This is a genomic window from Microbacterium keratanolyticum (genome assembly GCF_016907255.1).
GTDB lineage: Bacteria > Actinomycetota > Actinomycetes > Actinomycetales > Microbacteriaceae > Microbacterium > Microbacterium keratanolyticum.
This window is the reverse complement of sequence record NZ_JAFBBQ010000001.1, coordinates 1,390,334-1,408,442: the sequence shown is the minus strand read 5'-3', so window position 1 is coordinate 1,408,442 and position 18,109 is coordinate 1,390,334. Positions and strand designations below refer to the sequence as shown.

Sequence of the window (18,109 nt, the reverse complement as noted above, 5' to 3'; positions counted from 1 at the left end):
GTTGCATGAAGTCATGTCACAGGCGGGATCGTGGATTCGCGAGGCGTATCAGCGGCACCGCCTCGTGCTCGATGCGTTGGGTGTCGTGCTGTTCAGCGTTCTGATCGCCGCGCTCGGGGTCGGCGGAAGCTGGCGGTTCATGCCGCTCGCGATCGAGGGGTTATCCTCCTGGGCGACGCTTCTCACGGTGCTTCCCGCCGCGGTGTTCATGCTGACCAAGCGCCGCGCGCCGCTGTTCTCCCTGATCGGCGCGAGCGTCGTCTTCACGGTCGACCTGCTCACCGTCGGCGGCATCGGGCCCCTGCTCGTGCTCCTGGATGTGCTCTGGTTCATGGCCTTCCAGGCGTCGCCTGCTGTTCGTCGACGCCTGCTGTGGGCCATCGTCATCGCCGTGATCGTCATCTTCGCGGGAGCGCTGCTGATGGCGCGGATGCCGTTCCCGGTCGCGCTGCTGACGGCGGCGCAGTTCGGGGCGATCTTCGGCACCGACTACTGGTGGGCGGTCGCGATGGCACAGGCCAACGAACTCGCAGAGCTGCACCGTCAGCGTGCGGATGCGGCGGCCGAAGCCGCGGAGCGCGACCGCGAAGAGGCCATCCGCGAGGAACGCGAGACGATGGCGAAGGAGCTCCACGATGTCGTCGCCGGGCACGTGCTGGCCATGGCGATCCGCGCCGAGGCGGCGCTGTCGACCGCGCCTGCGCAGGAGCGCGACCGGGCGGCGCTTCAGGCGGTCCGCGATGCCGGACTCGACGCGCACCGGGCGCTGCGCAGCATGATCACGGTGCTGCGGCACGGCGAGGGAGATCCGCTCTCCACACCCCGGTTGGCAGACCTCGATGCGATCATCGACGACGCTCGCCGATCGGGCCTGCAGGTCACGGCGGTGCTCGAGGCCGTCACGCCGCTGTCGTCTGCCGCCGAGCAGACGGTGGTGCGGACGATCCGCGAGGCCCTCGTGAACTGTGCTCGGCACGCGAGCGGCGCGGAGGTCGATGTGCTTCTCGCCACGGAGGACGAGGCGGTGCGCGTGCGCGTGATCTCGCGCGGGGGCACGTCCTTCACGGTTCCCGGCTACAGCGGCAGCGGGTGGGGGCTGAGCATGCTGAAGGAGCGGGTGGGGATGCTGGGCGGCACGCTGCATGCGGGGCCGATCGCCCGCGGATGGTCGGTGGATGCGGTGCTTCCGCGAGAGGTGGCGGCATGAGTGCGCCGACGGTGCTGCTCGCCGACGATCATGGCGCGATCCGCGCGGGCCTGCGGATCATGCTCGAAGCGCACGGAGTCGAGGTGGTCGGTGAGGCCGCGGACGGCGATGTGGCGGTGCGCAATGCGCAGGCGCTGCGCCCGGACGTCGTGCTCATGGACCTGCGGATGCCCGGCCGAGACGGCGTCTCGGCGACGAGAGAGATCGTCGAACGCGGCCTCAGTGACGTCCTCGTGCTGACGAGTTTCGATGAGGACGAGCTGGTCTTCGGCGCATTGCGCGCGGGTGCGGCAGGGTTCCTGCTCAAGACCGTCGATGCGCCGACGCTCGTGCAGGCTGTGCACGCGGTCGCCGCTGGCGACGGGGCACTGGATCCGAAAGTCACGCGCCGTGCGCTCGCACTCGTCGTGCGGGATGCGCCGGATGCTGCGCCCGATCCTGCAGATCAGCCCGAGCTCACGACGCGGGAACGCGAGGTGCTCGACGGCATCCTGAACGGATGGTCGAATCGTCAGCTCGCCGATCGACTGGGGATCTCTCTTCCGACCGTGAAGACCCACGTGTCGAACGTGCTCGCCAAGCTCGGCGCGGAGAGCCGCTCGCATGCGGCGGCGCTCGCACGCCGACCCCGCGCCTAGGTGGTCGGCGTCTTCTCGTCCTCGCGCAGCGGACGGGCGGCGCCCGAGAACAGACCGGATGCCACGGCCAGCACGACCAGGATGTACAGCGTGTTCAGCAGGCCGATGTGCTCGCTGATGAAGCCGAGCACCGGCGGACCGCCGAGGAAGGAGATGTAGCCGATCGTGGCGGCGGCGCTCACGCGCGCGGCGGCCTTCGCCGGGTCGTCCGCGGCGGCGGACATTCCCAGTGGGAATCCGAGCGACGCCCCGATGCCCCAGAGTGCGGCGCCGAGGAAGACCATCGGAATCGACGGCGCGAGGATGAAGAGCAGGATGCCCGCAGCCGCCGTCAACGCGAGAACCCGCAGCACGATCACTCTGCCGAGACGGTCGACGAGGGGACCGCCGAAGATGCGCACGGTCGTCATCGCGACGGAGAAGACGGCGAGTGCCGCCGCACCCAGAGCGGGCGTGCCGCCCGCGTGCTCCTCGGCCACTCCGAGGGCGAGCCAGTCGTTGGCGCCGCCCTCGGCGAACGACATGCCGAGCATGACCACACCCAGCGCGTAGGTGCGCGGCTCCCGCCAGGCGGAGAGCGCCACGTGCATCCGCTCGCGCCAGTGCACCTTCTCGGTGTCGCCCTCGACGGGGTCGAGTGTCTCGGCGCGGCGCGGAACGTTGGCCACGCTGACAGCGCCGATCACGAAGATCAGGATTCCGACGGTCACGGCATGCGCGAAGACGGAGATCTGCCACAGGGCGGCGAGGGCGCCGATGCCCGCGCCGATCACGGTGCCGAAGCTGAAGAACGCGTGGAACAGCGGCAGGATCGTCTTGCCGGAGTGCTGCTCGATGGCGGTGGCCTCGACATTCATCATGACGTCGACGCACCCATTGCCGAGTCCGAACAGCACGAGTCCCAGCAGCACGATCTGGAAGGAGCCGAAGACGTTCGCGCCGATGCCGATCAGGGCGACACCGGTCGCGAAGGTCGTGATCGAGAGGATCATCCCGAGCCGGGCACCGGTGCGCGCCAGCACGGCAGGACTCGAGGAGATGCCGATGATGGAGGCGATGCCTGCGCCGAGCAGCAGCATTCCGACCTGCGCCTTGTCGATCTCGAGGGCGAGGCGGATGTCTGGCACGCGCGATGCCCAGGTGGCGATCGAGAGGCCGCTGGAGAAGAAGATCGCGAAGATCGCGGTACGCCAGCGCACGTAGACCGGGCGGGTGAGGGTGGCATCCATGGACTCCATCGTATCGAAACGATTCGATGCCGCAGAAGGGGCGCGGTATTCTCCTTTCTATGAGCACGACCGAGACGAACCGCACGCCGGCGCCCCGCCGAGCGACGATCGCCGACGTCGCCCGAGCCGCCGGAGTCTCCGGCTCCACCGCCTCGGTGGTCTTCAGCGGCAAGACCAAGGTGTCGGATGCGACCCGGCAGCGCGTGCTGGATGCGGCGGCCGAACTGGGCTACGCCGGGCCCGATCCGCGGGCCGCCTCATTGCGCACGGGGCGCAGCGGCATCGTCGCGGTCGTCCTCGAAGAGCACCTGCGCACCGCCTTCCTCGACCCCGTGAAGACCGCCACGATGGACGGCCTCACCGACGCACTCGCCACGCTCGGCTCCGGCGTGCTTCTGTTGCGGCACGACCCCGGCGGGGAGAACCCCGTCACCCTCGACACCGCGCCCGTCGACGCGGTCGTGCTCCTGAGCTGCACGCCCCGCACCTATGAGAGCCTCGACGTCATCCGCGCCCGCGGGCTGCCGGTCGTGGTGATCGAAGGCGACGGCGGAGCGGATGCCGCGCACGTCGAACTCGACAGCGACGAAGCATCCGCGCAGCTCAACACGCATCTGCGCGACCTCGGCCATGAAGACGTCGCGATCGTCACTCTTCCGTTCGGGCTGGATCTTGAACGCGGTTTCGTCACCGAGGAGCAGATCGCGCGCATCCGCGTCGAAATCACCGCGCGCCGCCTGCGCGATGTGCGGCAGGCCTTCCCGGATGCGCAGGTCGTCCAGAGTGAGGGCAGCTTCATCGACGAGGGAGTGCTGGCCGGGCGGCTGCTGCTCGACGTGCCGGAGGACGGTCCGCGTCGTCGCCCAACGGCGATCATCGCGCAGAGCGACCTGCTCGCTGCCGGCGTCGTGCGCGCCGCCGAAGAGCTCGGCCTGCGGGTGCCCGAGGATGTGAGCGTGACCGGCTTCGACGGGGTCGAAGTCGACGGTCTCGGTGGCCACGTGCTCACCACGGTCGTGCAGCCATCGGCAGAGAAGGGCCGCGCGGCGGGTGCCGCGGTGGCGCGAATGCTGCGGGGTGAGCCCGCAAGCTCCCAGCTGTTGAACTGCACCTTCCGCATCGGCACCACCACGGGTCCCGCCGCGCGCAGTTAGGACCTCTGCGGACCGAGGGGCACGGGCTCGGGGAGCTGCACGATCGTGTACCGACCGCACGAGATCTCTGTGGCGTTCTCTCGCCCGGGGAAGTTCCCGGCGACCGTCTGCGCATCCTCGATCAGGAACGTGACGGCGTCGACGGAGAAGTCGCCCCGGTCGACGAGCCAGGCGTAGGCGTTGAGCTCATGATCGACCTGCACGAGCTGGGACGGATCGGGGAGGAGCGCCTTGGGCAGGCGGACCGTCCAGAACTGCCCTGCGCCGGTCTGTTCGGGGTGTGCGCGGATCCGGTCGGTCACGCAGGCGAGGTCGGGATCCGGATGCTGCACCGCGGTGCGGATCCGCTGTGTGCTGAGGACCGCGATGAGAAGCAGCACGATCGAGAGCGTCACCGCGAGGACCATGCGCAGTCGGCGGGGCAGCGGCGGGCGAGGTAGGCACAGCACCGCGAGGAGAGGCGCCCACACGACCGGCTGCAGGTAGCGCGCGGACTGCGTTCCCATTGCGATCATCCCGACGACTACCACGGCAGGGATGAGCCAGGATGCCATCGCGACGAGGGCGGTGCCTGAATCGCGGACGTGTCGCGTGCGCTCGATCCCGAGCCCGAGGAGACCGACGACGAGCAACGCGGCCAGGAGTCCCTGGGGAGTGCTCAGTCGCTCACCGAGCAGGGTGAGGTAGGCGCTCGCCGCGTCGAGCCAGCGCGCGGGCTGGGCGTAGGCGGCGCTCGTGTCCGCAATCCATGCCGAAAGTGGAATGCGACTGAGGAAGCCGAGCGCCGAGCCTCCGACAAGCAGGACGAGCTCCCGCCGTGCGGGCACATCGCCCCGGAACATCCGCCAGCCCAGCAGCAGTGCGAGCGGTGCGGTCGCCCAGGCGATGAACAGCGGGTTCGACAGCGTGGAGACGAATGCGACCAGCGCGAGGGTGATCAGCAGAGCGGTGCCGTGCCGCGGCTGCTCGCGGTGGCGACGCAGAGCGCCGATGGTGAAGAGCATCGCCGCGACGGCTCCGATGTAGTAGGTGGAGGTCAGTGCGAGGGAGGCCAACTCGAGGGAGTCGCGAGACGCGGAGGACTCACTTGCAGCAAGGATCCCGAACAGGCTGAGCGCTGCGAGGGCCGCGACGATCGGCCATCGGCCCTCCCCGCGGGGCCCGGCTGCGAAGCGGAGAGCCCCATAGAGCAGCGCGACAGTGATCACGGCGCTCACCGCCAGGACTCCGAACAGATTCATGCCGAGAAGGGAATGTGCGACGAGCCAGAGGGGAAGGAACGCGGCGACCTCTGGGAGGAAGAGCACCGGAGACATGGCCCACTGTGTCGCTGAACCTTCGACGAGGGATCTCGTCACGAGTGCGACGATGAGGGAATCCGCATCCCGGAACAGCACCTCGGCTCGCGCCGTGGAAGCCACCTGACCGACGATGATCACCGCGATCGCAATGGCCGCCGCCCATCCACCGATCTCCGGCAGAGCCCGTCGCAGGTGAGTCACCGCTCCATTCTGCGGTGCCATGGCAAGGAATTGTCGAGAAATCTTGAGCGCACCGTTTCACGTGAAACGCCTGTTGGGCGCTGGTTGCCAAGGGGTGATCCGATGCGCCTTTCGCGTGTTTCTGTCCCCCAAACGGTCGGGACCGGCCTGGTTTCCCCGTAAAATGGACGAGTACCGCCCGCCTGAGTCGCCCGCCGACCGACGAGCCAGAGGAGTTCGCACATGCTGACCCTCCTCGTCGTGTTCACGCTCTCTGCGCTGCTTCTGCCGCTGCTCGTGAAGTGGATCGGCGCGCGGGCATTCGCTGTGGCGGCTCTTATTCCCGCAGCGGCATTTGTTCATGCAGCGCTTCTGACGCCGACCGTCATCGCGGGCGCATCCGATGCCGCACACATCCCCCAGCAATCAGTCGAGTGGATCCCTCAGCTCGGGATCACCCTGTCGTTCCGCATGGACGTCCTCAGCTGGGTGCTGACCCTCATCGTCACCGGCGTCGGTGCCCTGGTGCTCCTGTACTGCCGCTGGTACTTCGATTCCGAGAAGCCCGAGCCTGGCCTCGGTCAGTTCGCCGCGGTGCTTCTCGCTTTCGCGGGCGCGATGTACGGACTCGTGCTCACCGATGACTTCGTGCTGCTGGTCATGTTCTGGGAGCTGACGAGCATCCTCTCCTACCTTCTGATCGGGTATTACAACCGACGCGGTGCGAGCCGACGTTCGGCGTTGCAGGCGCTGCTCGTCACGACACTCGGCGGCCTCGTCATGTTCGTCGGCGTCGTGCTCCTCGTGGTGGACACCGGGACGACGAGCATCACGGAGATCCTCGAACTCGCCCCGACGGGGCCGCTCATCGACGCGGCGATCGTCATGATCCTGGTGGGCGCGCTCAGCAAGTCGGCGATCTTCCCCTTCCACTTCTGGCTGCCCGGTGCCATGGCCGCACCGACTCCCGTCAGCGCCTACCTGCATGCCGCCGCCATGGTGAAGGCGGGCATCTACCTGATCGCACGCCTCGCTCCCGTCTTCGCCCTGTCGGGTCCGTGGCGCCCGGTCGTGATCAGCCTCGGCGTGCTCACGATGCTCATCGGCGGGTATCAGGCGCTGCGTGAGACCGACCTGAAGCGCATCCTCGCGTTCGGCACCGTGAGTCAGCTCGGTCTGTTCACGGTCGTGATCGGCTACGGAACCCCGGATGCCGCCCTTGCGGGCCTCGCTCTCGTGATCGGTCACGCGCTCTTCAAGTCGGCACTCTTCCTCATCGTCGGCGTCATCGACCGTCAGCTGTCCACGCGTGACGTGAACGAACTCTCGGGCGTGGGACGCCAGGCGCCGGTCATGGCGACAGCTGCCTTCATCGCCATCGGTTCCATGGCCGGCATCGCGCCGACGATCGGCTTCGTCGCGAAGGAGTCAGCGCTCACCGCGCTCCTGCATGATGCCCAGCTCGGATCCCCCTGGGGACTCGTGGCGTTCATGGGTGTCGTTCTCGGCGCTGTGCTGACCGCGGCCTACGGCGCGCGCTTCCTGTGGGGTGCGTTCTGGCGCAAGAAGGACTCCGCCGGCGAATATATTCCAGAAACGGCATGGCCCGACCCGCCGTTCGGATTCCTCGTCGCGCCCGTGGTCCTGTCGGGCCTGTCGCTAATCGGCCTCGCGGCTCCACTCGTCGATCACGCGCTGCAGGGCTACGCCCACACGTCGACGATTCCCGCTTACGACGGCTCTCCGCTCGAGCCCGGGCATCTTGCGCTGTGGCACGGCCTGGAACCTGCGCTCTTCATCTCCCTGCTGGCGATCGCGCTCGGCATCGGGCTGTTCGTTTTCACGCTGCGCCTCGGCTGGAGCAGTCGCAAGAGGCTGCTCCCGTTCACCGCGATCGACGGCTACTACCTCGTGGTGCGCGGCATCGACCGGCTCTCCGTGCTCACGACCACGCTCACGCAGCGCGGTTCGCTTCCGGTGTATGTCGGCACGATCTTCGTCGTCGTCGTGGCCGCCGAGGCGACGGCACTGTTCGCGAGCGGTCCGGCGCGCGCAGAGCTGAGCGCCTGGCACACTCCGATCCAGCTGGTCGTCGCGCCGATCATGATCGCCGCCGGAATCATCGCGGTCCGTGCCCAGAAGCGCTACACCGGCGTCGTGCTCGTCTCGGTCACAGGTCTCGGCATGGTCGTGCTCTTCGCAACCAGCGGTGCGCCCGACCTCGCGCTCACGCAGATCCTCGTCGAGACCGTCACGCTCGTGACGTTCGCGCTCGTGCTGCGTCGACTGCCCGCGCGCATGGGGGAGCACAACGCGTCCGTCGGACGCATCCCTCGTGCCGTGCTCGGCGCATCCGTCGGCGTCACGATGGCGCTGGTCGCGATCGTCGCGACGAGCGCGCGCATCGCCGAGCCCATCTCCGTCGCCTTCACCGAGCTGGCCTATGAGCTCGGACACGGGAAGAACGTCGTCAACGTCGCACTCGTCGACCTCCGCGGCTGGGACACCATGGGTGAGCTCTCCGTTCTCGTGCTCGCGGCGACCGGTGTCGCATCCCTCGTCTTCGTCACGCATCGCGACGATCTGCTCTCCAGCACCAAGAACCTGCCGGATGCGTCGCGGCGTGTCCAGGCGCGCATCCCGCTGGTCGAGACGACCGAGGGGCTGCGCTTCCGCACGGCGGAGAACCGCGACGCCCCGCGCGCCTGGCTCGTGAGCAGTCAGCACGTCGACCCGCAGAGTCGCTCGATCCTGCTGGAAGTCATCGTGCGCGTGCTGTTCCACACCATCATCGTGGTGTCGATCTTCCTGCTCTTCGCCGGACACAACCTGCCGGGCGGCGGCTTCGCCGGCGGTCTCGTCGCGGGCATGGCGCTCGTCATGCGGTACGTGGCGGGTGGGCGCTGGGAGCTCGGTGCCGCCGCTCCCACAGACGCCGGACGCCTGCTCGGCGCGGGCCTCATCCTCGCGGTGGGAGCCGCGGTCGTGCCGTTGTTCTTCGGCGAAGCGCCCCTCACGAGCACGTTCTGGGAGGCGACGCTCCCGGTCATCGGGCACGTCGAGTTCGTCACGTCGACGATCTTCGACATCGGTGTCTACCTCGTCGTCATCGGCCTCGTGCTCGACGTGCTGCGCAGCCTCGGCGCTGAGGTCGATCGTCAGGCGCATGCGCAGCGCACGCGAGGGGTGGGTGCCTGATGGATGTCTCGCTCACGCTCATCATCATCATGGCGGTGCTGTTCGCCTGCGGTGTCTACGCGATGCTCGAACGCAGCCTCACGCGCGTGCTCATCGGCTTCCTGCTGCTGGGCAACGCCACGAATCTGCTTCTGCTGATCGTCATGGGCGTGCCCGGCGTCGCACCGTTCTACGGTGCCGAGGGCACGGTGAGCGATCCGCTGCCTCAGGCGCTGACGCTCACGGCCATCGTCATCACCTTCGCGGTCTCGGCGTTCCTGCTCGCCCTCATCTACCGCTCCTGGCAGCTCGGCCAGGCGGACACGGTCGAGGACGACGCGGACGACCTCGCGCTGCGTGAGCGCACGGACGCTGAAGAAGACCTCATGGACGACGAGAGCGACACTGACGACGACGACGCCACCACCGACTTCGTGGGTGTCGACACGGCGCCGATTCGCGTGCTGCACAGTCGGGATCTTCCGTGGATCGTCGACGATGCTCCGGTCGATTCCGCGGATGCCGCGCCCGTCGCGGCCCCCGAGGCGGAACCCTCACCGGCGGATGCATCCGCCCCTGAATCCGCCGAGCCCGAGGCATCCGCCCCTGACACCCCCGAGGAGGACGCGCGATGAGCGCCCTGGTTCCCCTCCTCGTCACGATCCCGCTGCTCGGTGCTGCCGCGACGCTCATCTTCGGCAAGCGTCTGCGCTTGCAGGCCACGGTCTCGATCGTCACGCTGGCCGTGGTCTCGGTGATCGCGGCGGTGCTGCTGGTGACGGTCGACGCTCACGGCGCGATCGCCGTCTCGGTGGGTGGATGGCCTGCGCCGTTCGGCATCGTGCTCTACGTCGACCGACTCGCCGCGCTGCTCGTGCTCATCTCGAGCATTGTGCTCCTGGCCGTTCTGCTCTTCTCGATCGGTCAAGGTGCCGCTGACGGCGCCGAAGAGACCCCGATTTCGATCTTCAACCCGTCGTACCTGATCCTCGCGGCGGGAATCTTCAACGCCTTCATCGCGGGCGATCTGTTCAACCTCTATGTCGGCTTCGAGATCCTGCTGGTCGCGTCCTATGTGCTGATCACCCTCGGCAGCACCGAGTCGCGCATCCGCACGGGCGCCGTGTACATCGTCGTCTCGCTCGTGTCGTCGATCCTGTTCCTCGCCGCGATCGCCGTGATCTACGGCGCGCTCGGCACGGTGAACATGGCGCAGATCGCGCAGCGGATGGGTGAGCTGCCGCAGGAGACGCAGCTTGTGCTGCACCTGCTGCTCGTCGCTGCCTTCGGCATCAAGGCCGCGATCTTCCCGGTGTCGTTCTGGCTGCCGGACTCCTACCCGACGGCGCCTGCACCCGTCACCGCCGTCTTCGCCGGCTTGCTGACGAAGGTCGGCGTCTACGCGCTGATCCGTACCGAGACGCAGCTCTTCGCCTCCAACAGCATCGACACGCTGCTGCTGATCATCGCCCTGGCGACGATGATCGTCGGGGTGCTCGGCGCGGTTGCGCAAGCCGAGCTCAAGCGGATCCTGTCGTTCACGCTCGTGAGTCACGTCGGCTACATGATCTTCGGCCTCGCGATCGCGACGCCTGCCGCGATCGGCGCCACGGTGTACTACATCGTGCACCACATCGTCGTGCAGACGACGCTCTTCCTCGCGGTGGGCCTGGTCGAGCGCAGGGCGGGCAGCACCTCGATCCTGAAGGTCAAGGGGCTCATGCGTGCCGCGCCCCTGATCGCCGTGCTCTACTTCGTGCCGGCGATCAACCTCGGCGGTCTGCCTCCGTTCTCCGGGTTCATCGGAAAGTTCGCCCTCTTCGAAGCGGCCGCCTCCGTCGGCACCCCGCTCATGATCGTGCTGATCTTCGGTGGCATCATCACGTCGCTGCTCACGCTCTATGCGCTCATGCGCGCATGGAACCTCGCGTTCTGGCGCGAGGATGACGACACCTCCGACGCGGAAGCCGGGGGCCACACCGCGTTCCTCGGCACGGCCCCGGCCGCCGATGACGAGTCTCAGCGCCGCCGCATCCCTGTCATCATGACCGTCGCCACGGGCGGCATGGTCGCGGTGACTCTCGCGCTGACGATCTTCGCCGGGCCGCTCTACGCCCTTTGCGACCGGATCGGCGACGCCCTGCTTCAGCCCGTTCAGCTCGTCTTCGCAGACGAGGAGGTCGGCGAATGAGCCCCGAGATGCGCTCGCCCTTCTGGCGCGACATCTGGCTGCAGGTGCCGTTCCTCCTCTGGCTCGTGCTGCTGTGGATGCTGCTGTGGGGGCAGTTCACGGTGCTGTCGTTCCTGACGGGAATCATCGTTGCGCTGTTCGTGACCCGCGTTTTCCGCCTGCCGACGATCGAACTGTCCGGGCGCGTCAACCTCTGGTACACCGCTCTGTTCATCGTGCAGTTCCTCGCAGCGGTCGTGCGCGGTTCGATCACGGTCGCCGCGCAGGCGCTGAATCTGCGCCGCCACCCGGGCACCGCCATCATCGCGGTTCCGCTGCGGTACGCCGACGACATGATCATGACGCACGTCTCTGTTACCTCGTCACTCATCCCCGGGTCGCTCGTCGTCGAAGCCGATCGAGACCGGCGCATCCTCTATCTGCACATCATCGGTGTGAACTCGCGGGCGGATGCCGACCGGCAGCGCGACGATGTGCTGCGCTGGGAGCGCCGCATCGTGCGTGCGCTGGGTTCGCCTGCGCAGTATCGCGCTCTGCGCGCGGATGAGAGCGCGGCTCGAGCCGCACGAAAGGAGAGCGTCTGACATGAACACCCTCCTGCTCATCATCATGATCGTCTTCGGCATCGCTGCGATCCTCACCGTGGTGCGGATCGTCATCGGTCCGTCGATCCTCGACCGCGCCGTGGCATCCGATGTGCTGCTCACCGAAGTGATCTGCGTGCTGGGCGCCGAGATGGCGATCAACCAGCACATCCGCACGCTTCCGGTGCTGCTGATCGTCGCCGCGGTTGGCGTCTTCGGATCGATCTCCGTCGCACGATACGTCGCACGAAGGGACAACACGACCTCATGAACGTGTTCGACCTGGTCATCCCGGATCCCGTGATCGATGTCGCGGTGCTCGTGCTCATCCTCGCGGGTGCACTGCTCTGCCTGACGGCCGCGATCGGTCTGCTGCGCTTCTCGGACGTGCCGACGCGACTGCATGCCGCGACGAAGCCCCAGGTGCTCGGGCTGCTGCTGATCTGTCTGGCGATTGCGCTGTCGCAGCGCTCGATCGTCGGAATCGTCACGGGCATCGCCCTCGTGGTGCCTGTGGTGCTCATGCAGTTCGCGACCGCACCGCTGTCGGCGCACATGGTCGGGCGGCAGGCCTACCGCAACGGCACGATCGACGAGCGCTCGCTCGTGGTCGACGAGCTTGCGGAGTCGCGCGAGACGCCACCTGCCGCAGGCGGCTAGCTCAGCGGCTCGCGGGACGGGGCCGAGTGGGCCGCGGCACAGGTGTGAGCTGCCGAGGCCCGTTGCCCGCGCGGTAAACAACTCCTTCAGTTTTGTCGACGTCGCGCGGGCCGCGCCGGTTTCCCGGCAGCTCACACCTGTGCCGACCATAAATTGAAGGAGTTGTGTCCGCCTGGGGTCTTCTGCACAACGGTCGTCCTCCCCGCGTCGTCCCCAGCTCGCGGAGTTGGCCGCTTCGGCACCCGGCCACCGCACAGAGACTGCGCCTATGCGCCAGTCACATCAACAACACTTCCTCACCCTGTACCGGCCGATGGTTTACAGCCGAGCTGACCTGAGGGCGCAGGGAATGACCCCGCGGCGCATCGCGAACGCTGTGCGCGCGGGTGCGCTGATCCGGATCCGCCGCGATCGCTATGCGTCCGCGAACCTCGACGCGCATGTGCGTGAGGCCGTTCGTATCGGCGGCCGCCTCGTGTCTCTCCGTATTGCAGCAACTCGGCGTTTTCGTGCACCGCTCCCGAGGGCTGCACGTGCATATCGTTCGGGGCGGGTCGCGGTTGCGGACTCCGCGCGCACGTTCGACGACTCTGCACTGGCATCCGGCCATTGAACAGGCTGAACTTCTGCATGTGGCGTCGCTCATCGACGTGGTTCGTCACGCCGTGCGCTGTCAAGAGCCGCGCGCGGCTTTGGCGACGTTGGACAGCCTGCTCTTTCTGGGACTCATGACGCGCGAAGACCTCATCGAGGTCTTCGACACCGTCCCGCGCCGGTTCCGTTCTCTGCTCGCGCTCGCCGATGGGTCGGCGGAGTCCGGTCCGGAGACCTTCGTGCGTCTGATCCTTCGAACCTTGGGCGTGCCGTTCGAGACGCAGGTACGGATTCCCGGTGTGGGGCGGGTGGACTTCATGGTTGACGGGTGGTTGATCATCGAGTGCGACAGTCGGGCGTTTCATGCGGGGTGGGAGCAGCAGGTGGCGGATCGTCGGCGCGATCTGGCGGCCGCGCGTCTGGGATACACGACGGTGCGACCGCTTGCTGCGGACATCATGGATCACCCAGATCGGCTCCGCTTGGCACTGATCGACATCCTTGATGCCCGGGCCACCGTCCGGTAACTAACTCCTTCAGTTTCTGCCCCCGGCGTGCGCAGCTCGCGAAAAGATGCGACACTGCCGTCGCTGTCACCGCATATTGAAGGAGTTATACCCGCTCCGCGAACTCCAGGATGAGCCGCACGGCGGGTTCGGCGTCGCTGATGAGCGTTCCGTGCCCGTGATCCGGGATGACTTCGAGCTGCGCTCCGGGGATCGCGTCGACGATCTCGCGGCACCACCCCATGGGGGCGAGCGGGTCGCTCTCGCCGCGCAGCACGAGGGTGGGCTGCGTGATCCGCGCGTAGGCGCGCTCGGCCTCGTGCACGATGGTCGCCCGCATCTTGCGGATGAGGTGCGGCCCGCCGCGCAGATACTCGCGTGCGCCGCGCCAGATCACGAGCGGACGTTCGCCGAGGAGATCACGGAGCAGATAGGTCGCTTGCGCGCCGATGCTGCGGGCGGCCGTGTTGACCGTGGGCCCCGCGAGCACGACGCCGGCGACGAGTGAACGGTGTCGCACGGCGAGCTCCGCGGCGATCTGTGCGCCCATTGAGTGGCCGATGACGATGACGTCCTCTGCGTCGGATTCGTCGAGGTAGGCGGCGACGAGGTCGGCGTGGCGTTCCATCGTGAGGGTGCGGATCGGCTCGGGGGCCTCGCCGAACCCGGGTAGGTCGAGGGCGATCACGCGCCCTTCCAAGCGCTGGACGAGGTCGAGGTAGACGCTGCGCCCCATACCGATTCCGTGCAGCAGCACGAAGGTGCTGCGGCCGGTCCCGAAGTCCTCTGCGATGAGAGTGGCTCCTGCGTGTGCGAACTCGACGATCGAGGCGGGCGCCCCTGCGGGCGCGAGCAGTCGTTCCGGCATGTCTCCACGCTAGTACGGGCGTGGTCGCAATCCCCTGAAGACAGGAATGTGGAAACCACGGATGCGCCGCAGCGGGACCCCTCCTTAGCGTGGGCGGAACCAGTGTCGACGGTATGGCTCCCCTTGCACGTCGGCGCGGAGAACCAAGGAGACTCCTGTGAGACTGAATTCCCCATCCCGCCGTCGTCGCGGCATCGTCGGCGCTGTTGCCACGGTGGCGACGGCTGCGGCGGTCGCGGCCAGCGCGATCTTCATTTCGGCCCCCGTGGCGGCTGCGGAGCCGGGTGCACAGCCCGCGCCTGCTGCGGCGACCGCGGGCACGGCGCAGTGGCTCACGGGCTACTGGCACAACTTCGACAACAAGTCTGTCACCATGCGTGTGAGCGAGATTCCCAAGGCGTACAACCTCGTCGCGATCGCCTTCGCCGAGAACCTGGCGGGCACGCCCGGCGGCGTGAAGTTCGATGTCGCGAGCGCCGAACTGGGTGGCTATACGAACGCGCAGTTCAAGGCGGATGTCGCGGCCGTCCGGGCAGAGGGGCGCAAGGTCGTGCTCTCGGTCGGTGGCGAGAAGGGCAACGTCATCGTGTCGAACGCGACCGAGGCGAAGAACTTCGCCGACACCGTGTACGCGACGATGCAGGAGTTCGGCTTCGACGGCGTCGACATCGACCTCGAGCACGGCATCAACGCGCAGTACATGACATCGGCGCTCCGTCAGCTCTCGGCGAAGGTCGGCCCCAGCCTGATCCTCACGATGGCACCGCAGACGATCGACTACCAGGCGACGTCGATGGGCTACTACCAGCTCACCCTCAACATCAAAGACATCCTGACGGTCACGAACACCCAGTACTACAACTCGGGCGCGATGCTCGGTGCCGACGGCAAGGTGTACTCGCAGGGTTCGGTGGACTTCCTGACCGCGCTCAGCGTGATCAAGCTCGAGATGGGCCTGCGCCCCGACCAGGTCGGCATCGGTGTGCCGGCGGTGCCGAAGGCTGCCGGCGGTGGCTACCAGCCGATCGCGAACGTCGTGAAGGCGGTCGACTGCCTGGAGAAGGGCATCAACTGCGGCAGCTTCAAGCCGGCGAAGCAGTACGGCAAGATCGGTGGCGTCATGACGTGGTCGGTCAACTGGGACAAGACCAACAACTTCGAGCTGGCGAACGTCATCGGGCAGCGTCTGGGCAGTGGATCCGGCACCCCCGGTCCGACCGAGCCGACGGACGGCACCACTGACGGCACCACCACCGACCCGGGAACGACAGACCCGACAGACGGCACGACCGATGGCACGACGGACGGCACGACCGATCCCGGCAGCGTGAACTGCGTCTCGCCCGCCTGGTCGTCGTCGAAGGTCTACACGGGCGGCAACAAGGTCAGCCACAACGGTTCCGAGTACACGGCGAAGTGGTGGACGCAGGGCGACACCCCCGGCACCAACGCCGTGTGGAACCTCGTGGGTGCGTGTGACCCCGGCGCAGGTCCGACAGACCCGGGCACCACGGATCCGGGCACGACCGAGCCGACGGGCACCACGTGCGCGCCCGCATGGGTCGCGGGCAGCGCCTACGTCGGCGGCGCGACGGTCAGTTACCAGGGCTCTGACTACAAGGCTCGCTGGTGGACGCAGGGTGAGACTCCCGGCTCCGCTACCTGGGGTGCATGGCAGCTGGTTGCCGCCTGCAGCTGATCGGTCGATAGGAGTCAGCGCGCCTCGCGCGGTCTGACAGCGGATGCCCCGGAGTCGCCTCTCCGGGGCATCCGGACGTTAAGGGCGGATGCCGCGCCCGGACCTCGTCAGACCCGTCCCTGCTGAACGCTGACGTGCGTCCACGCGCTCCTCAAGGTGGCGCATCGTGGGCAGGTGGGCGGGGAACTCCACAGAAGTGGCGAACTCGAGCGCGAGCATCGCGTGACCTGCGCCGTTGGGGTGGAACGGGTCGTTGAGCAGCCCCCCGGCGGCACCGCCGTCACCGAACTCGCCGTATCGCGCGTAGTGATCGACGAGTACCACCCCTTCCTCGGCCGCGATATCGCGCACGGCCTGGGCGAACTCCCCGATGCGCGCGCGCTCGGGGGCGTTGGCGATGTCGATTCCGGGCTGTGTCTGGAGTACGGGAAGGGCGCCTCGTTCACGTACCCGGCGGACGAACTTCCGCAGTGAGCCGCGGAACGCATCCGGCTCGATCACGGGGAAGACGCCGCCCGTGGAGCAGTCGTTGGTCCCGATCATGAGCGCCACGATGTCCGGTCGCCACATCGCCACCCGCCGTTCGAAATCATCGAGGATCTGCGCGAGACGCCAGCCGCTGATGGCGGAGTTGATCACGATGTCGTCGGTCCGTTCGAGATCGCCGCGGATGAGCTCATGCAGGTGTTCGGTGTAGCTGCGCTGACCCTGGGTGTGCAGAAGCCCGTGGGTGATCGAATCTCCCGTGAACACCCATGTCTTGCCTGCAGGGGTGGAGAGTGCGTAGCGAAGCGCAGAGAAGTCAGAGTTCATCGATGGTCCTGTCGGCCTCGTTGTCGTGGCGTCCTGTCTCGTTGGACAGGGGTGAGGGGGAGCGGCTTCTGGCGAATACTCCAACAAGATTGTTTCATCCGCATGTTGACATTTGCAATACTCGTGGTGAATTATCAAAGAGCAATGTCATAAAGAGGTGGTTGCAGTCGCGCCACCTTGTGAGGAAGCAGATCGGGCGTGGCAGTGGGAACGGAATCAAACGGCGTGCAGGCGATCGCGAGCGGCGTCGACGCATCACGAAGCCACGCGGACATCGTCCGTCTGCTTCGCGAGGGACAGGTCATCCCGGCGATGCCTCTCGCTCTCGACGCGGAACGGAGCTTCTCGCCCCGCCATCAACGCGCGATCGGCCGGTACTACGCTGCGGCGGGCGCCGGCGGCGTCGCCGTCGGGGTGCACACGACGCAGTTTGAGATCCGTGAGCCCCGCTTCGGTCTCTACGAGCCCGTTCTCGCCGCCTCCGCCGAAGTTCTCCTGGAGAATCCCCGCATGCTCCGCGTCGCCGGGGTCGCCGGAGACCGCGCGGACGCTGTGGCGGAGGCCGAACTGGCCGCTTCCCTCGGCTACGAGGCCGTGCTGCTTTCTCCGCTTCGTCATCAGGAGCTCGCCGACGCGGAGATGCTCGAGCGCGCGAGGGCGGTCGCGGAAGTGCTGCCCGTGATCGGCTTCTACCTGCAGGAGGCGATCGGCGGGCCCCGACTCTCTCCCGCCTTCTGGCGTGCTTTCGTTGAGATCGAAGGTGTCGTCGCGGTGAAGGTCGCACCGTTCGACCGCTACCGGACGCTCGACGTCGTCGACGCGGTGCTGTCCTCGGGCAGGGCGAACGACATCGCGCTCTACACGGGCAACGATGACAACATCCTCGGCGACCTCTTCACGCCCTTCGCGACACCGCAGGGAACACGCTGGTTCGACGGCGGCCTGTTGGGACAGTGGGCCGTGGGCACGAGAGCCGCCGTGCGGATGCTGGACACTGTGCGTGCTGCACGCCAGGGCGACGCCGAAGCGGCAGAGTGGGTGATCAGGGCAGCACCGCAGCTGACTGCGGTGAATGCCGCTGTCTTCGACGTGGCGAACGACTTCCGCGGATGCATCGCGGGAGTCAACGCGATCCTGCACCGGCAGGGTCTGCTCCCCAGCGCCCTGTGCCTGGCGGAATCGGAAGTCCTCTCTCCGGGGCAGTGGGAACTCATCGACGAGGCGCACGCACGTTACCCGTGGTTCGGCGACGACGAGTTCATCCACGCCAACAAGGACGAGTGGCTCAAGTAGTACAACGCCGCCGCA

General features: G+C 67.4%; 16 protein-coding genes. 12 read left to right on the top strand and 4 right to left on the bottom strand.

Annotated features, from left to right (window positions below; genetic code table 11):
• The first annotated feature begins 13 nt into the window (after positions 1-13).
• Positions 14-1,207 carry a sensor histidine kinase gene (locus tag JOD62_RS06670; protein WP_204938523.1) on the top strand — a complete coding sequence of 398 codons (1,194 nt, stop codon included), beginning with the start codon at positions 14-16 and terminating at the stop codon, positions 1,205-1,207.
• Positions 1,204-1,845, top strand: coding sequence for a response regulator transcription factor (locus JOD62_RS06665; protein ID WP_204938522.1), 642 nt, complete (start codon positions 1,204-1,206; stop codon positions 1,843-1,845). The genes JOD62_RS06670 and JOD62_RS06665 overlap by 4 nt, the downstream gene beginning before the upstream one ends.
• On the opposite strand, the gene JOD62_RS06660 is transcribed toward JOD62_RS06665, so the two are convergent.
• Positions 1,842-3,074, bottom strand: a complete 1,233-nt coding sequence (locus JOD62_RS06660; RefSeq protein WP_204938521.1) for an MFS transporter — start codon at positions 3,072-3,074, stop codon at positions 1,842-1,844. The two genes, JOD62_RS06665 and JOD62_RS06660, sit on opposite strands and share 4 nt — an antisense overlap.
• Positions 3,075-3,133: 59 nt before the next feature.
• On the opposite strand from JOD62_RS06660, the gene JOD62_RS06655 reads away from it, so the two are divergent.
• On the top strand, positions 3,134-4,228 hold the full coding sequence (locus tag JOD62_RS06655; protein WP_204938520.1) for a LacI family DNA-binding transcriptional regulator: 1,095 nt from the start codon (positions 3,134-3,136) through the stop codon (positions 4,226-4,228).
• Here JOD62_RS06655 and JOD62_RS06650 read toward each other — a convergent pair.
• Complete coding sequence (locus JOD62_RS06650; RefSeq protein ID WP_271171470.1) at positions 4,225-5,730, bottom strand: hypothetical protein; 1,506 nt, start codon at positions 5,728-5,730, stop codon at positions 4,225-4,227. The genes JOD62_RS06655 and JOD62_RS06650 overlap by 4 nt on opposite strands.
• A gap of 222 nt (positions 5,731-5,952) precedes the next feature.
• Here JOD62_RS06650 and JOD62_RS06645 point away from each other — a divergent pair, with 222 nt between their 5' ends.
• From JOD62_RS06645 to JOD62_RS06615, 7 genes are all read left to right on the top strand, one after another.
• Complete coding sequence (locus JOD62_RS06645; protein WP_204938519.1) at positions 5,953-8,907, top strand: Na+/H+ antiporter subunit A; 2,955 nt, start codon at positions 5,953-5,955, stop codon at positions 8,905-8,907.
• Positions 8,907-9,521, top strand: a complete 615-nt coding sequence (locus JOD62_RS06640) for a Na(+)/H(+) antiporter subunit C (RefSeq protein ID WP_204938518.1) — start codon at positions 8,907-8,909, stop codon at positions 9,519-9,521. The genes JOD62_RS06645 and JOD62_RS06640 overlap by 1 nt, the downstream gene beginning before the upstream one ends.
• Positions 9,518-11,077 carry a Na+/H+ antiporter subunit D gene (locus JOD62_RS06635; protein WP_204938517.1) on the top strand — a complete coding sequence of 520 codons (1,560 nt, stop codon included), beginning with the start codon at positions 9,518-9,520 and terminating at the stop codon, positions 11,075-11,077. Before JOD62_RS06640 ends, JOD62_RS06635 begins: the two co-directional genes overlap by 4 nt.
• On the top strand, positions 11,074-11,661 hold the full coding sequence (locus JOD62_RS06630; protein WP_204938516.1) for a Na+/H+ antiporter subunit E: 588 nt from the start codon (positions 11,074-11,076) through the stop codon (positions 11,659-11,661). Before JOD62_RS06635 ends, JOD62_RS06630 begins: the two co-directional genes overlap by 4 nt.
• A 1-nt stretch (position 11,662) precedes the next feature.
• A complete protein-coding gene (locus JOD62_RS06625; RefSeq protein ID WP_204938515.1) occupies positions 11,663-11,932 on the top strand; it encodes a monovalent cation/H+ antiporter complex subunit F in 270 nt (89 codons plus the stop codon).
• Positions 11,929-12,321, top strand: coding sequence for a monovalent cation/H(+) antiporter subunit G (gene mnhG, locus JOD62_RS06620; RefSeq protein WP_204938514.1), 393 nt, complete (start codon positions 11,929-11,931; stop codon positions 12,319-12,321). The genes JOD62_RS06625 and mnhG overlap by 4 nt, the downstream gene beginning before the upstream one ends.
• Positions 12,322-12,881: 560 nt before the next feature.
• A complete protein-coding gene (locus JOD62_RS06615; RefSeq protein WP_204938513.1) occupies positions 12,882-13,442 on the top strand; it encodes an endonuclease domain-containing protein in 561 nt (186 codons plus the stop codon).
• 85 nt (positions 13,443-13,527) lie between these two features.
• On the opposite strand, the gene JOD62_RS06610 is transcribed toward JOD62_RS06615, so the two are convergent.
• A complete protein-coding gene (locus JOD62_RS06610; protein ID WP_204938512.1) occupies positions 13,528-14,289 on the bottom strand; it encodes an alpha/beta fold hydrolase in 762 nt (253 codons plus the stop codon).
• A 157-nt stretch (positions 14,290-14,446) separates the two neighbouring features.
• On the opposite strand from JOD62_RS06610, the gene JOD62_RS06605 reads away from it, so the two are divergent.
• On the top strand, positions 14,447-15,988 hold the full coding sequence (locus JOD62_RS06605; RefSeq protein WP_204938511.1) for a carbohydrate-binding protein: 1,542 nt from the start codon (positions 14,447-14,449) through the stop codon (positions 15,986-15,988).
• A gap of 78 nt (positions 15,989-16,066) precedes the next feature.
• Here JOD62_RS06605 and JOD62_RS06600 read toward each other — a convergent pair whose 3' ends face one another.
• Positions 16,067-16,801 carry an SGNH/GDSL hydrolase family protein gene (locus JOD62_RS06600; RefSeq protein ID WP_204938510.1) on the bottom strand — a complete coding sequence of 245 codons (735 nt, stop codon included), beginning with the start codon at positions 16,799-16,801 and terminating at the stop codon, positions 16,067-16,069.
• A gap of 198 nt (positions 16,802-16,999) precedes the next feature.
• On the opposite strand from JOD62_RS06600, the gene JOD62_RS06595 reads away from it, so the two are divergent.
• Entirely contained in the window at positions 17,000-18,094 is a 1,095-nt protein-coding gene (locus JOD62_RS06595; RefSeq protein ID WP_271171469.1) for a dihydrodipicolinate synthase family protein, read from the top strand.
• Positions 18,095-18,109: the final 15 nt, after the last annotated feature.